Origin of the sequence: Duganella sp. CF458, from assembly GCF_900113115.1 — a bacterium.
In the GTDB taxonomy this organism is placed as follows: domain Bacteria; phylum Pseudomonadota; class Gammaproteobacteria; order Burkholderiales; family Burkholderiaceae_D; genus Rugamonas.
Window position 1 is genome coordinate 159454 of record NZ_FOOF01000004.1, and the last position, 14549, is coordinate 174002.

Here is a 14549-nt window from a genome sequence, read left to right on the forward strand (position 1 = left end):
CCCGTCCCCTAATAGGCCTGTATGCTCGTCACGAGCGTATTGACAGTCAATGTCCAGCCATCCACCAGCACGAACAGCAGCAACTTGAAAGGCAGTGAAATCACCAGCGGCGACAGCATCATCATACCCATTGCCATCAGCACCGACGATACCACCAGGTCGATGATCAGGAAGGGAATGAACAGCAGGCAACCGATCTGGAACGCCGTCTTCAGTTCCGACAGCACGAACGCGGCCAGCTTGACGGTGAAGCCATGGTCGGCCGGGTTGCTGATCGCATCCTCGCCCGCCAGGTGGGCGATCTGCTTGAGCGAAGCCTTGCTGGTCTGGGCCAGCATGAAGCGCGAGATCGGCTTCTCGGCAATCTTCAGCGCATCCTGCAGGCCGATCTTGTCCTGGTCATACGGCACGAAGGCATCGCGCCACACCGCGTCGCCGATCGGCTTCATGACCAGCAGGGTCAGGATCAGCGCCACGCCGGTGATGATCCGGTTGGGCAAGCCTTGCTGCAGGCCGAGCGCCTGGCGCAGCAGGGACAACACGATGACGAAGCGGGTAAAGCTGGTCATCATCATCACCATGATGGGCAGCAAGCCCAGCAGGGTCATGATGATCAGGATCTGCATCTTCACCGACAAGTCGGTCTTGGCGCCGGGCACCACCCCGGCCAGCAAGTCCTGTGCCCACGCCGGGGCGCAGGCACATAACAACACCATACCGGCCGCCAGGCCGGGCACCAGGCGGCGCGCGGTCATGGCGCCATCATGTCCAGATTCAAACCGTCCAGATCGATGACCTTCAGGCCGTAGTTTTCGCCGGCCACCACCACCTCGGCGCGGCCGATCGCGGTGCCGTTGACCTTGATGGTCAGCGGCTCGCCGGCCAGCATGTCGAGCTCCACCACGCTGTCCGGGCCGATCTGCATCAGGTCCTGCAGCGACAGGCGGGCCGACCCGACCTCCAGCGTCAGCGTCACGGGAATCTTGCGCATCATGGCAGGCAGGTCGCGCCGGCCGCCACGCGGCGCCGGCACGTCGCTCAAATCCTGCGCTACCTGGTCGATGATCATTTCTTCCGACATATCGTCCAGCATGGAGTCGTTGGAACCGTTCGGGTTATTCATCATGTTCATTCGATATCTTCAAAAGAGGTTAAGCAGAGTTTGCCCTTGTGCTCAGTTACCGCTGCTGTGAACAGGCGGGATTCTTCGAGCATAACGTCTGCCCTGTGCAGGCTGATTGGAATGACATCGCCCACACGCAGGTCGAACATGGCGCCCAGCGTGGTTTCCTTGGAAACCAGCCGGCCGCTCAGGCCCACCTGGAGCCGCGCCGCCAGCGGCTCTGGATGCTTGCTGCCCTTTTTACCGGCATCGCGCGCGGGCATCAGTCCGCCCAGCACGTTGCCCATCACTTGCTTGTCGAGTGCGAACCAGGCCTTGCCCTGCAGTTCGCCATCGCTCAGCGAAACGGTGATCACCCAGCTGCCTTTGCCGGGCTGGGCGCCGTTGCCGGCCTTGATGCTGTCTTCTTCGCCCAATGCGCGGCCGCCCGCAGGCTGGTTACTTTCAATCCGCGCTGCCAGGATGCTCACCAACTGTTGCCCGAGAACCACAGCCAAACGCTCCTCGGTAGCGGTAACGCGGACGGCCTGTTCGTCAACAGCAGCCTCGGCGCGGGTGGCGCGCCCATAACGATAATTCAATACGCTCAGAAGGATCTTACGCTCCAGCGCAAAACCCAGTTGCCCGGAAGGCGCCGCAAAACCCAGCCAGCGCTGGCGCGCTTCACTGCCGTCGAGGCGGCTGAAGGCAACCTCGTCCACCTGGAACGTGCCCCAGTAGCGGCGATGCACGTTCAGGCGCATGGCCTGGGCCAGGTCGTCGCGCAACTGCGCGGCAAACTCAGGCAGCCGGTGTACCGGCCGTCCCAGCAAGCAAGGGTCAAGTACTTCGTATCGCACAGTGCTTTGAGAGGTAGTCATGGTGGCCATCCGTCTGCTGCAATCCTATCGCAAAGTTATACGCTCAGGATGATCTTGGAAGCGTAGAATAACTCAATTCCCTCAATATTGCCATGAATCAAGTACCTCATTGGTCAAAAAGACTTTACATAAAAGTTTCCGAAGAGTAAGCTTCATTAGTGCAAGGCAATAGCAGTTGGTTGCAAAAACTATCCTTAGTGCATGATTTATAAGAAGTTTTGCAATTTGCAAGCGCTTGTTACGCTCCCGGAATCGGGTTACACTGCATGTTCCCGTACGGCACCATTTAACAATTAGTCTAGATTGTTAGTTAGTAACTTGAAGTTAATCTTGTTGCTGTATTGGTAACGTACGCGCGCCCTGACGCAACCAACCTGAGGTGTTCTATGGCAAATGAATTCGCTGGCCTGATCAAGGCCGACCTGGCATCCCTGAACAACGCGGCCGCCGAGCTCACGCAGCACGCCAACCTCATTGCACCGGCCGCCCAGTTCCATGCGCAACCAGCCGGCGCCACCTTCTCGTTCGCCCAAACGATGCAAGACGCGATTGCCGGCGTCAATGCGCAAGACCTTGATGCCGGTCAAAAAATGGCCGATGTCGACGCCGGCCGCAGCGACAACCTGGTCGGCGCCATGCTGGCCAGCCAGGAAGCCAGCCTGTCGTTCCAGATGCTGATGCAGGTCCGCAACAAGGTAATGGGTGCGGTCGATGAATTGATCAAGCTTCCGCTGTAAGCTGTTATTTCCGCCTCCCCTCTCGAAAGACCTGACGTGATTGCTAACCTCAAGTCCGCGCTCGGACGCTGGCGGGGCGCCGCGGCTCCCGCAGTGCCGCCGGCTGTCCTGAAGAACCTGTATCCCCTGCTGCTGCTGGCGGTCGGCGTGACGGCGCTGGTGCTGATGTTCCTGTGGAAGGACCAGAGCGGCTACAAGCCGGTCTTCGGCCAGCGCGAGAAGGTCGCCACCGCCGACATGATGACCGTGCTCGACGCGGAGAAAATTTCCTACCGCATCCATCCGGAAACCGGCCAGGTGCTGGTGCCGGAAGGCAAGCTGGGCCAGGTGCGCATGCTGCTGGCCGCCAAAGGCGTGACCGCGCAATTGCCGGCCGGGCTGGAACTGATGGACAAGAGCGATCCGCTCGGCGTGTCGCAATTCGTGCAGGACGTGCGCTTCCGGCGCGGCCTGGAAGGCGAACTGGCCAACTCGATCATGACCCTCGACGCGATCGCACATGCGCGCGTGCACCTGTCGATCGCCAAGTCGACTTCCTTCGTCGCGAGCGACGGCGAAAAATCGTCGGCATCCGTAGTTATCGCTACCAAGCCGGGCCGCGCCCTGGCGCCGGAACACATTGCCGCCATTGTCAACATGGTGGCGGGCAGCGTTGCCTCGCTGAGCCCGGCGCGCGTGAGCCTGGTGGACCAGGCCGGCAACCTGCTGTCTTCCCACGTCGACCTGAGCGAAGCCTTCGATGCTTCCACCTCGAGCAACGAAAGCGCCAAGCGCCAACAGGACGAAATCCGCGCCAACATCAAGGGCCTGCTGGGCCCGATCGTCGGCGACAGCAATTTCCGCGTCAGCGTGACCGCCGATGTCGACAACGACAAGGTCGAGGAAACCGTTGAAAAATATGGCGCCGAGCCCAAGGTCACCAGCGAAGCCATGCGCGAAGAGCAGGATCGCAACCGCATCGCCATGGGCGTGCCGGGTACCCTGTCCAACCGGCCGCCGCAACAGCAGGCGGCCGACGCGGCCGCGCAAGGCGGCGCCGCCGCGCCGGGCCAGGCGCCGGACGGCACCGCCCGCAAGAACGCCACCACGCGCCAGTACGCTTACGACCGCAGCATCACCCAGACCAAGCGCGCCCGCGGCCGCCTGGTGCGCCAGAACGTGGCGGTGGTGCTGGCGCAGGCGGCGGCGCCGTTCCCCAAGACGGGCTGGACCGCAGCGGAAATCGCCAACATCGACAAGGTGCTGCGCAGTGGCCTGGGCATCCATGAAGAACGCGGCGACAAGCTGGTGGTCAGCGCCATGAACTTCCCGGCCAAGGCGGCCGAAGTGCCGTGGTGGCAGGAACGCGATACGGTGGTCGACTCGGCCAACTGGCTCGGCTATGCGGTGGCGCTGTTGCTGGCTTACCTGCTGTTGGCCCGTCCACTGCTGCGCCTGCTGACCGCCCGCTTCGCGCCCGCCAAGCCGGCGCCGGCCGCCAAGCCGGCCCTGGCCGGCGCAGCCCGCCAGGCCGAGGCCGCGCCGATGCCGGGCAGCGGCAGCGCTGTCCCGGGCGCCGCCGCTGCGGCAGCTGCACTAGGCTCTCCGGAAGCACAGGAAGGCGGCGCCAAGCCGGGCGCCCTGGAAGGCAGCCAGATGCCGGTGGTGCCGCTGCTGGAGAACTACGATCTGCCGCCGGCCGGTTCGCCGGTCGACGTGATGGTGGACCACCTCAAGGTGCTGGCCGAGAAAGAGCCGGAACGCGTAGCCGAAGTCGTCAAACAATGGATGCAGAAAAATGGCCGACATCAACAATAACCTGGACCACGAGCCGGAACAGGGCCTGAGCCCGGTCGAGCAGGCTGCCATCGTGCTGCTGTCGATCGGCGAAGAGCCGGCCGCCGCCGTGCTGCGCTGCCTGTCGCGCGAAGAGTTGCTGGAAGTGACCCAGGTCATGTCGCGCATGAGCGGCATCAAGGTGGAAGAAGTGAAGACTGCCATGCAGACTTTCTTCGACGACTACCGCCAGCAATCGGGGGTGCATGGCGCCTCGCGCTCCTTCCTCAAGCGCTCGCTTGACCTGGCGCTGGGCGGCGATATCGCGAACACCGTGCTGAACAACATCTACGGCGATGAGCTGCGCCCCAAGATGGCGCGCCTGCAGTGGGCCTCGCCGAAGTGGCTGGCCGACTATATCGCCAACGAACACGTGCAGATGCAGGCGGTGTTCCTGGCCTTCCTGCCGCCGGCGCTGGCCGGCCAGATCCTCGATGCGCTGCCGCTGGAAGGGCGCGACCTGGTGCTGCTGAACATGGCGCGCCTGGACGAGATCGACCGCGACCTGCTGCTGGAACTGGACGAGCTGGTGAACCGTTGCCTGTCCTCGTTCGACTCGCAGTCGACCAGCGTGGAAGGGGTGCGCCAGGTGGCCGAGATCCTGAACCGCCTGCCGGGCAACCGGGCCCAGATCGTCGAGCTGCTGCGCGCCCACGATCCGGAAATGGTGGAACAGATCGAGATGCAGATGTACGACTTCCTGATCCTGTCGACCCAGACCGAAGTCACCCTCACCCGCATCATCGAGGAAGTGCCGCTCGAGCAGTGGGCCATCGCGCTCAAGGGCGCCGAGCAGGCCATCCGCGATGCGGTGCTGAAGACCATGCCGAAGCGCCAGGCGCAAGCGTTCGAAGACATGATGCGGCGCGCCGGCCCGGTGCCGATGTCGCGCATCGAAGCGACGCGCCAGGAAATCATGGCCACCGTGAAAGCGCTGGCCGATGCCGGCGAAGTCGAAGTGCAGCTGTTCGCCGAAACGGTGGTCGAGTGATGAAACAGTTCCGCCCGTTCCGCTTTCCGCCCTTGCAGCAATACGTGCACACGCATGGCGCCAATGGCCAGCGCGTCGGCGGGCCAGGCCACCTGGCCGATGCCGCGCAATGGCAGGCCTCGGTCAGCGAAGGCTTCGAGCAGGGCCAGCGCGACGGCTACGAGATCGGCTTGCAGCGCGGCCAGGAAGACGGCTTTGAAGCGGGCCGCCAGCAAGGCGTGGAGCTGGGCCGTGAAGAAGGCCGCCAGGAAACCCTGGTCGGCTTCGACCACCTGGCGCGTCCGGTCGACGGCATGCTGAAATCGCTGAAGAAGCTGCGCGCCGACTACCGCGCCGCGCAGCGCAAGGAAGTGGTGGACCTGGTGGCGAAAGTGGCGCGCAATGTGATCCGCGCCGAGCTCGCCCTGCAGCCGGTGCAGATCATGGCCCTGGTCGACGAAACCCTGGCGTCGATGCCGCCCACCCGCGACGAGATCGATGTCTACCTGAATCCGGAAGAAGTGAAGCGCATCATGGAAGTCGATCCGAAGCGCGCCAAGCGCTGGAACCTGATCGGCGATGCCCGCCTCGACCTGGGCGAATGCCGCATCCGCGCCGGCGACAGCGAAGTCGACGCCGGCTGCCACCAGCGTCTTGCCGCTGTCATGGAACAGGTCGATAATCAGTTGCAGGCCGCCGATGGCGGAGACGATGCCGAGAGTGAAGAATGATTGCAGACGCACTGCGCAAACTGGAACTCGATGAGGTACCGCTGGCCACCCCGACCGGGCGCCTGGTGGGGGCCTCCGGCCTGCTGCTGGAGGCGACGGGTTGCAAGCTGCATACCGGCCAGCGTTGCCAGATCGAGACAGTCGACGGCGAATGGCTGGACGCGCAAGTGGTGGGCTTCCGCGAAAAGCTGACCTTCCTGATGCCGTTCAAGAAGGCGGCCGGCCTGACCACCGGCGCGCGCGTGCTGCCGTCGGCGGAAAAAACCAATTTGCAGATTGGCGACAGCTGGCTGGGGCGCATGGTGAACGGTATCGGCGAACCGATCGATGAGCTCGGCAAGCTGGGCGGCGACTACCCGCTCGACGCCCAGCCGCCGCGCATCAACCCGCTCAGGAAGCAACCGGTGGTCGACGCGCTCGACGTCGGCGTGCGCGCCATCAACAGCATGCTGACACTGGGCAAGGGCCAGCGCGTCGGCCTGATGGCCGGCTCCGGCGTCGGCAAGTCCGTGCTGCTGGGCCTGATCACGCGCCAGACCGTGGCCGACGTGGTGGTGGTGGGCCTGATCGGCGAACGCTCGCGCGAAGTGCGCGAGTTCATCGAAATGTCGCTCGGCCCGGAAGGCTTGAAGAAGGCGGTGCTGGTGATCGCGCCGGCCGACGAGTCGCCGCTGATGCGCATCATGGCGACCGAACTGTGCCACTCGATCGCGGCCCATTACCGCGACCAGGGCAAGAACGTGCTGCTGCTGGTCGATTCGCTGACGCGCTACGCGATGGCGCTGCGCGAAGTGGCGCTGGCACTGGGCGAGCCGCCTGCCACCAAGGGCTATCCGCCGTCGGTGTTTTCCGCCCTGCCCCAGCTGGTCGAATCGGCCGGCAACGGCGAAAACCCGTACGGCAGCATGAGCGCGATCTACACCGTGCTGGCCGAAGGCGACGACCAGCAAGACCCGGTGGTCGACACCGCGCGCGCCATCCTGGACGGCCACATCGTGCTGACGCGCGAGCTGGCCGAGCGCGGCCATTACCCGGCGATCAATATTGCCGCTTCGATCAGCCGCTGCATGAACCACGTGATCACGCGCGAGCACATGCTGGCGTCGCGCGCCTTGAAAGCGTCGATGGCACGCCACGAACGGGTGCGCGACCTGATCCCGCTGGGCGCCTACGTGCCCGGCGCCGACCCGGTCACCGACAAGGCGGTGAACCTGCATCCGCATATCGAAGAATTCCTGTGCCAGGGGACCAAGGAACCGGCCCCCTATGCCAACTGCGTGGACCAACTTGAAAGGTTGATGGCATGACCTCTACCACCATCCGCAGCCTGTCGACCCTGGTCGACATGCGCAGCAATGAAGTCGACAAACTGCAAACGGAAATGGCCGCCAAGGAAAGCGTGCGCGAGCGCTACAAGAAGACCCTCGACAAGTTGACCAACTTGTACGAAAGCAGCGGCGCCTCCGGCCGGCTGCCGATGGCGCTGGCCCTCAACTGCGGCGACTACAAGCAGGGCGTGATGGCCATGGCCGACAGCCAGCGCCTCAACCTGCACATGCATGAAGCCGACATGGCCGTCTCGCAGCGCGCCCTGACCGCCGCCTACGTCAAGCGCGAAGTGCTGGGCCAGGTGCTCGAGCGGCACCAGGACGCGGCCGTCACGGCGCAGCGCGCGCAAGAGCGCAAGCGGCATGACGAACTGGCAACCCAACTGTGGTTCCGCGGGCATAAATGAAAGGCTGAACCGAATATTTCATGAAGTCATCACTTTGGTCGCCTCTTACCTTGGTACACTTCATTTAATTTCTTCGGAGCACGAGAAATGGCAACTTCTGTCCCCACCTACGATCCCAAGACCACGGCCACCCAACTGGCGCAGATGTATATCCAGGGCCGCCAGTCGATGCTGGACAGCCAGTCCGCCAGCGCGACGGCGGTCGGCAAGGCGCTGACCAAGCTCAGCTCGGCCTTGAGTACCTTCCGCAGCGCCTTGTCGAGCACTACCGCGTCCGGCTCGGTGGTGGCCAACAAGGCCAGCTTCAGCTCCGATGTCGGCACCGCCACCGCGACCGCCTCGGCGACTGCCGGCAATTACCAGTTCTACGTCGAACAACTGGCCACCGTGGGCCAGGTCTCGTACAGCGGCATGAGCAATTCCGGCGTGACCGGCGCTGCCGCCGGGACCCTGGCCGTCAAGCTGGCCGACGGCAGCAGCTTTACCGTCAGCCTGGCCAACGGCGACAAGGACCTGAACAATGTGCTGAGCGCGAAAGAAATTGCCGCTGCCATCAATATGGAAGCGACCAACAACTCGCGCGTCACCGCCTCGACCCTGACCGTCAACGGCCAGACCCGCCTGGTGCTGACCTCCAACCTGACCGGCCAGGCCAATGGCGTGGCCGGCATCGACACCACCAACCTGGGCGACCCGGCCCTGCAAGCGCAACTGGCCGATGCCAACCGCGTGCTGCAGGACGGCACCGATGCCGTGGTCTGGGTCGGCGCCCCGGGGGGCGATCCTAGCAACAAGATCACGCAAGCCTCGAACACCTTCAACGTGGTCGATGGCGTGGCGATGACCTTCACCAAGGCGCAGACCGGCGGCGTGCCGGTGACGCTGAATGTCGCCCGCGACAGCAGCGCCACCGCCACCAATGTGCAGAACTTCGTCGACCAGTGGAACAAGATGCTGGCCTCGATCGGCGAGTTGACGGCAGCCGGTGACCCGACCAAGGGCGCGGCCAGCGGCATCTACGCCTCCGACGCCGGGCTCGCTTCGCTGAAGTCGCGCATGCAGTCGCTGCTGCGCACCGCGGTCGGCGGCGTCAGCCTGGTCAACTATGGCGTCACTGCCCAGCGCGACGGCACCCTGGCGCTGGACAAGACCCGCCTGGACAAGGCCCTGGCCACCAACCCGACCGGTCTCGACGCGATCCTGGGCAAGACCGGCCCCGCGCCGACCGGCGTGCTGGGCAACCTCGATACCCTGGTCAACAGCTGGACCAAGGCCGGTACCGGCCAGCTGGCCACGCGCAAGGATGCCAACGCCAAACTGCAGTCCCAGCTGGTGGCCCGCCAGGCCGTGCTGGAAAACCAATACGACAACGCATACAAGCGCTACCTGACCCAGTTCACCCAACTGCAATCCCTGCAGTCCCAGATGAGCGGAACCAGCAGCATGTTTGATGCGATGTTCAGCAAATCCGATTCCTGAAAGTCTTAAACAATGGATCACGACGCCTACGGCAGCTATCACGCCACCAACCTGGAAGCACAGACGGCCCGCGCCACGCCGATCGAGCTGGTGCTGGTGCTGACCGACGGCCTGCTGGAAGAGCTGGCCCGTGCGCGCGGCCATATCGTCGGCAAGCGCTACGAACAAAAGGCGCTCAGCCTCGACAAGTGCACGGAAATCATCAACGGCCTCGCCAGCTCGCTCGATTTCGAGCAAGGCGGCGAGGTGGTGGCCAACCTGGGCCGCCTGTACGATTATTGCGCCGCCCGCCTGTACCGTGCCGGCGTGGACATGGACCCTGCTGTCATCGACGAGGTGGTGGGCCTGCTGACCACGATCCGCGCCGGCTGGCAGGGAGTGCACGACAAGCATGGATAGGCACAAGACGCTGCTGCAGCTTGCGCAGCAGCTGAGCGCCGCCACTGCCGCCAGCGACTGGGCGGCGCTGGCGGCGATCAATACTTTGCTGTGCGCCAGCCTGCCGGCGCTGGCGGCGCAGGGTGAATGGACGCCGGCCGAGCGCGCAGCGCTGGCGGCGTTGCGCGATGTGCACGTCGCGGCCGTGGCCAAGGTTGATAGCGCCACCGTCGAGACCGGCCAGCACCTGAACGATATGACCCACAACAGAGAGGGCTGGCTTGCCTATGCCCTCGACAGCGATAACGCTGCTACCGGAACCTGAGCATGATCAAGCTGCCTGCGGCGCCTGCCGCCACCGTCCCCCCAGCCACCGGCGCCAGCGGCCTGCCGCCGCCAGCGGCCAATGGCACTGCCGCCAGCGATGCCGCGCCTGCCGGCGCAGCGACTGATAGCGCTGCACCGGCCAATGCCGTGGCCGGCGCGCTGCACGATGTTGCCGTGGCCCTCGCACCGGCGCCATTCGGCGCCTTGCTGGACGCCATGGCCGGCGATCTTGCCGAAGACGAGTCCGCACCAGCCGGCGTAGCGGACGACCAGGCGGCTGCCGCACAGGCGGTGGCCACCATGCTGCCCGCCATGGGCAACCTGCCGCTGCCCGGCGGCGCGCCGGGCGCCACCCCGGACAGCGTAGCAGCCGTTGCCGCCGCCCTGACCGCCGCCCCAGCCATCAAGCCGGCGGCCAACGATAGCGCCCTGCTGCTGCGCCAACAGGCCCAGGCCAGCGCCCTGGCCGCGCGCGGCGCCGGCGCCGGTGCCGGTGCACAACGCGAAGTGGGCAAGGCGCCCGAGGCATCCCTGCTCGACACCCGCGCCGCCATGCTGGCCGCGGCAGCCCGTCCCGTCGTCAGCCCTGTGCTGAGCCCCGTCGTCACTCCTGCGCTGCCGGCCGGCACCCCGGCAGCGGCCACCCGCACTGCTGCCGGCGAAGCGCTGGCGGCCGCGCTGAACGCCCTGCAAGGCCGGGCCGCCGACAGCACCGCCGCGCCGATCGCGGCCAAGGACAGCGCCAGCATGCTGGCCGACAGCCAGCGCCAGCCAAGCGATGCCGGCGCCCTGCCCGGCTTCCGTAGCGTGCTGGCCAATGCGTCCACGGCCCAGCCGGGAGATGCAGTGCAACTGAGCGGCAGCGCGGAGCAATGGCATCAGCCGCTGCGCGCTGCCCTCGGCGACCGCCTGCAACTGCAACTGGCGCGCAACGACGAACGCGCCGTGATCCGCCTGGAACCACCCAATCTGGGCAGCGTGGAAATTTCGGTGCGCCACAGCGGCGGCGCCCTGCAAGTGAACATCGCGGCCAGCCACAGCGAAGTGCTGCGCCAGCTCAACACCATTGGCGAGGCCGTGCGCCAGGACCTGTCGCAACGCCAGTTCGGCGACGTGGCGGTCACGGTGTCCGCCAGCACTGCGCGCAACCTGGCCGATGGCGGCCAGCAACAGCGCCAACAGGAAGCACAGCAACAACGCGAGCAACAGCGCCAGCCAGGCCGTGCCCTGGAAGACGGTGATGCCGTCACCACCACTTTTGCCATGTTGGGCGAACGGGAGTAAGCATTAGATGAACAAGAAACTGGTCTTGATCGCAGCCGTCGTGCTGCTGGTAGGCGCTGGCGCCGCCGGTGGCGCCGTCTGGTTTATGAAAGGCAAGAGCGCCGAGCCAGCCAAGGCGGCGGCCGAAGAGAAAAAGCCGGGCGAGCCGCTGAAGTACCTGACCATCGAGAAAGTCATTGTCATGCTGCGCCGCCAGCCGGGCGATACCGTGCCGCACTATATGTCGGCCGACCTCGTCATCTCCACCACGGCCAAGCAGGAAAAGGAAGCCAAGGAAGCCCTGCCGCTGCTGCGCAGCGTTGCCGTGCGCGCCCTGTCGGCGCTGCCGATGGAAAAAGCTTCCATGATGACCATTGACCAGTTTGTCGAGGAATTGAACAAGGCTTACGATGAAGCCTATGCCAAGGAGGCGCGCGAACGCCCCTTCGAGCAGGTGATGATCGGCAAGTTGATCCTGGAGTAAGGGCCATGGGCTTGGTGGACACGGTTGCAGAGCCATATGCCGAGAGCTACGGCGCGCTCAGCGTAGCCGACGAGCAGAAGCACCTGCTCGCCTATGCGCCGCTGGTCAAGCGCATCGTGCGCCAGCTCAATTCGCAGGTGCAAGGCGCGATCGACCGCGACGATATGGAGCAGATCGGCCTGATGGGCCTGCTTGAAGCCTTGCGCCGCTACGGCGAGCCGGACACCGGCTTCGGCAGCTACGCCTCGCTGCGCATCCGCGGCGCCATCCTGGACGAATTGCGCCGGCAGGACTGGCGTCCGCGCGCAGTGCGCCAGCAAAGCCACAAGATGCGCGATGCGGTGCGCGAACTGACGCGCAAGCTGGGCCGCGAACCGGGCGAACAGGACATCATGAGCGCACTCGGCCTCGACGCCGACAGCTACCAGGCCTACCTGCTGGACGAAAATGCGGAAACCATCGCCAGCTTCGACGAGATCCTGCAAGACACGCTGGCCGACACCGGCAGCGTGGCCGGCCCGGAAGAGCAATTGATGATACGCCGCAGCCTGGAGCAAGCGCTGACCGGCCTCGATGAGCGCGAGCAGCGCGTGATCCAGATGTATTACGAATTCGAGCTCAGCTACAAAGAAATCGCCGCCGTGCTGGACCTGACCGACGCCCGCGTCTGCCAGTTGAACAAGCAGGCCCTGAACAAGATGAAAGCGGTGCTGGCGGCCTGAGCCGCCGCCCACCTCCAAGACCTATCGAAAGGCATAAACCATGCAGCAACTATTCGGCATCATGATCGTGTTTGGCTCGGTGTTTGGCGGCTACGCCATGATGGGCGGCCACTTCACCGCGATCTGGCAGCCGCTGGAACTGCTGGTGATTGCCGGCGCCGGCATTGGCGCCTTCGTGATCGGCAACCCGCGCCACGTGCTGGCCGAGACCATGACCCAGTGCAAGCACCTGATGTCGCGCAAGAAGTACGACTCGGAATTCCAGCGCCAGTTGCTGCTGCTGATGTATGAACTGCTGCAGCTGGCCGCCGGCGGTCTGAAGGCGTTGGACGCCCACGTCGAAGCGCCGCGCGAATCGCCGCTGTTCCAGCGCTACCCGCTGATCCTGGATGAACCGAAGTTGCTGGCCTTCATCGTCGATAACTTCCGCCTGATGGCGATGGGCAAGATCAACGCCCACGAACTGGAAGGCGTGCTGGAACAGGAACTGGAAGCCATCCATGAAGAACTGACGCAGCCGGCCAAATCGCTGGGCAAGATCGGCGAAGCGATGCCGGGCTTCGGTATCCTGGCCGCGGTGCTGGGCATCGTGATCACCATGGGCACCGTGGGCGAAGGCGCCACGTCGGCCGAGATCGCCGAGCACGTCGGCGCGGCCATGGTCGGCACCTTCATCGGTATCTTCTTCTGCTACGGCGTGCTGGACCCGATCTCCAATATGCTCAAGCAACTGGTGAGCCAGGAAGCGTCCACCATGGAGTGCGTGAAAGTGGTGCTGGTGACCCACGTCGCCGGCAAGCCGCCGCTGCTGGCGATCGACGCCGGCCGCCGCCTGGTGCAGTTGAATATCAAGCCAAGCTTCGCCCAGCTCGAAGGCTGGATCAATGCGATGGAAGGCGGCGACGAGCCTGAATCGACTTCACGCCGGGGAGGTGGCCGTGCTAAAGCCGCATGACAAGCACCATGAGCAAACCATCGTCAAGCGTGGCGGTGGCAAGCACAAGCACGATGAACATGGCGGCGCCTGGAAAGTCGCGTTTGCCGACTTCTGCCTGGCCCTGATGTGCCTGTTCCTGGTGCTGTGGCTGATGGCCGTGCGCAACCAGGAATCGCTGGAACACGTGCTGACCCAGGCCGACGGCAGCAAGACCGACGTCGGCAAGGGCGTGATGCCGGAACAGGTGGGCGGCCCGCGCGGCAGCCTGATCGAGCGCTTCCCGATGCCGCGCACCGGCAATACCGATGTGGACGGCAACGCCACCCAGGGCTTCAACAAGAGCCCCACCAATACCGCTGAAAACCGGGTGCGCTACGAGTCGCCGGAAGACCTCAAGCTGTTGTCGAAGACGCTGGCCAGGATGAGCGAGGAAACCGGCCTGGCCGCCAACCTCGAGTCGGTGGTCACGCCGTATGGCTTGCGCGTGATGTTGCACGATACCGACAGCCAGGGCATGTTCGTGCGCGGCTCGGCGGTACCGACCGACAAGTTCGCGCGCCTGCTGCAGAGCATGGGGCCGCTGTTCGCCAAGATGGAAAACCAGATGCTGATCGTCGGCCATACCGACTCGTCGCAATACGCCGATACCAGCTACCAGGCCTTCTCCAACTGGAACCTGTCCAGCAACCGCGCCATGGCCGCCCGTTCGCAACTGCTGGCCGGCACCATGCCGCAGGACAGCGTGTTGCAGGTGGTGGGCATGGCGGACCGTGCGCCGCTCGATGCCAAACGGGCCGATGCTGGCGTCAACCGCCGGATTGAATTGCTGATCCTGACCAACACGCAGGCGAAAGCCATCGCCGAGATGTTTGGCATGCCAAGCAGCAAGACTGCTATCATCCGGGAATCGGATTTGCCCGCGCCCGGCCTGTTGCAGCAATTGCGACAACAACTGCTGCCCGGCAAGGGGAAGAGCAATGGCAATTAA

At 64.7% G+C, this 14549-nt stretch carries 17 protein-coding genes; 14 read left to right on the plus strand and 3 right to left on the minus strand.

Going from position 1 to position 14549, the window contains the following annotated elements; all coding sequences use genetic code 11:
- Positions 1–8 precede the first annotated feature (8 nt).
- Genes fliP through BM269_RS07690 form a run of 3 tightly spaced genes read right to left on the minus strand, consistent with a single transcriptional unit; the run spans position 9 to position 1983 of the window.
- On the minus strand, positions 9–755 hold the full coding sequence (gene fliP, locus BM269_RS07680; protein ID WP_090436429.1) for a flagellar type III secretion system pore protein FliP: 747 nt from the start codon (positions 753–755) through the stop codon (positions 9–11).
- The gene (locus BM269_RS07685; protein ID WP_373994385.1) at positions 752–1126 is read right to left on the minus strand and encodes a FliM/FliN family flagellar motor switch protein; all 375 of its coding nucleotides are present in this window, start codon (positions 1124–1126) and stop codon (positions 752–754) included. Before BM269_RS07685 ends, fliP begins: the two co-directional genes overlap by 4 nt.
- Positions 1127–1128: 2 nt before the next feature.
- The gene (locus tag BM269_RS07690; RefSeq protein ID WP_090436619.1) at positions 1129–1983 is read right to left on the minus strand and encodes a FliM/FliN family flagellar motor switch protein; all 855 of its coding nucleotides are present in this window, start codon (positions 1981–1983) and stop codon (positions 1129–1131) included.
- A 386-nt stretch (positions 1984–2369) separates the two neighbouring features.
- Here BM269_RS07690 and BM269_RS07695 point away from each other — a divergent pair, with 386 nt between their 5' ends.
- From BM269_RS07695 to BM269_RS07760, 14 genes are all read left to right on the plus strand, one after another.
- Entirely contained in the window at positions 2370–2720 is a 351-nt protein-coding gene (locus BM269_RS07695) for a flagellar hook-basal body complex protein FliE (protein ID WP_090436430.1), read from the plus strand.
- A 36-nt stretch (positions 2721–2756) separates the two neighbouring features.
- Entirely contained in the window at positions 2757–4517 is a 1761-nt protein-coding gene (fliF, locus tag BM269_RS07700; protein WP_090436431.1) for a flagellar basal-body MS-ring/collar protein FliF, read from the plus strand.
- The gene (locus BM269_RS07705) at positions 4498–5526 is read left to right on the plus strand and encodes a flagellar motor switch protein FliG (RefSeq protein WP_090436432.1); all 1029 of its coding nucleotides are present in this window, start codon (positions 4498–4500) and stop codon (positions 5524–5526) included. The genes fliF and BM269_RS07705 overlap by 20 nt, the downstream gene beginning before the upstream one ends.
- Complete coding sequence (fliH, locus tag BM269_RS07710) at positions 5526–6236, plus strand: flagellar assembly protein FliH (RefSeq protein ID WP_090436433.1); 711 nt, start codon at positions 5526–5528, stop codon at positions 6234–6236. The genes BM269_RS07705 and fliH overlap by 1 nt, the downstream gene beginning before the upstream one ends.
- On the plus strand, positions 6233–7543 hold the full coding sequence (gene fliI / locus BM269_RS07715) for a flagellar protein export ATPase FliI (protein WP_090436434.1): 1311 nt from the start codon (positions 6233–6235) through the stop codon (positions 7541–7543). The genes fliH and fliI overlap by 4 nt, the downstream gene beginning before the upstream one ends.
- Entirely contained in the window at positions 7540–7971 is a 432-nt protein-coding gene (gene fliJ, locus BM269_RS07720) for a flagellar export protein FliJ (RefSeq protein WP_090436435.1), read from the plus strand. Before fliI ends, fliJ begins: the two co-directional genes overlap by 4 nt.
- 87 nt (positions 7972–8058) lie before the next feature.
- Complete coding sequence (fliD, locus tag BM269_RS07725) at positions 8059–9450, plus strand: flagellar filament capping protein FliD (RefSeq protein WP_090436436.1); 1392 nt, start codon at positions 8059–8061, stop codon at positions 9448–9450.
- A 12-nt stretch (positions 9451–9462) separates the two neighbouring features.
- Positions 9463–9849: a flagellar export chaperone FliS gene (gene fliS, locus BM269_RS07730; RefSeq protein WP_090436437.1), complete on the plus strand. Its 387-nt coding sequence runs from the start codon at positions 9463–9465 to the stop codon at positions 9847–9849.
- Positions 9842–10153 (plus strand): hypothetical protein, encoded by a 312-nt coding sequence (locus BM269_RS07735; RefSeq protein ID WP_090436438.1) that lies wholly within the window; start codon positions 9842–9844, stop codon positions 10151–10153. The genes fliS and BM269_RS07735 overlap by 8 nt, the downstream gene beginning before the upstream one ends.
- Positions 10154–10155: 2 nt before the next feature.
- Positions 10156–11439, plus strand: coding sequence for a flagellar hook-length control protein FliK (locus tag BM269_RS07740; protein ID WP_090436439.1), 1284 nt, complete (start codon positions 10156–10158; stop codon positions 11437–11439).
- Between the two features lie 7 nt (positions 11440–11446).
- A complete protein-coding gene (locus BM269_RS07745; RefSeq protein ID WP_090436440.1) occupies positions 11447–11902 on the plus strand; it encodes a flagellar basal body-associated FliL family protein in 456 nt (151 codons plus the stop codon).
- 5 nt (positions 11903–11907) lie between these two features.
- Positions 11908–12624, plus strand: coding sequence for a FliA/WhiG family RNA polymerase sigma factor (locus BM269_RS07750; RefSeq protein WP_090436441.1), 717 nt, complete (start codon positions 11908–11910; stop codon positions 12622–12624).
- A 40-nt stretch (positions 12625–12664) separates the two neighbouring features.
- Positions 12665–13579 (plus strand): flagellar motor stator protein MotA, encoded by a 915-nt coding sequence (gene motA, locus BM269_RS07755; protein WP_090436442.1) that lies wholly within the window; start codon positions 12665–12667, stop codon positions 13577–13579.
- Entirely contained in the window at positions 13563–14549 is a 987-nt protein-coding gene (locus BM269_RS07760; protein WP_229204535.1) for a flagellar motor protein MotB, read from the plus strand. Before motA ends, BM269_RS07760 begins: the two co-directional genes overlap by 17 nt.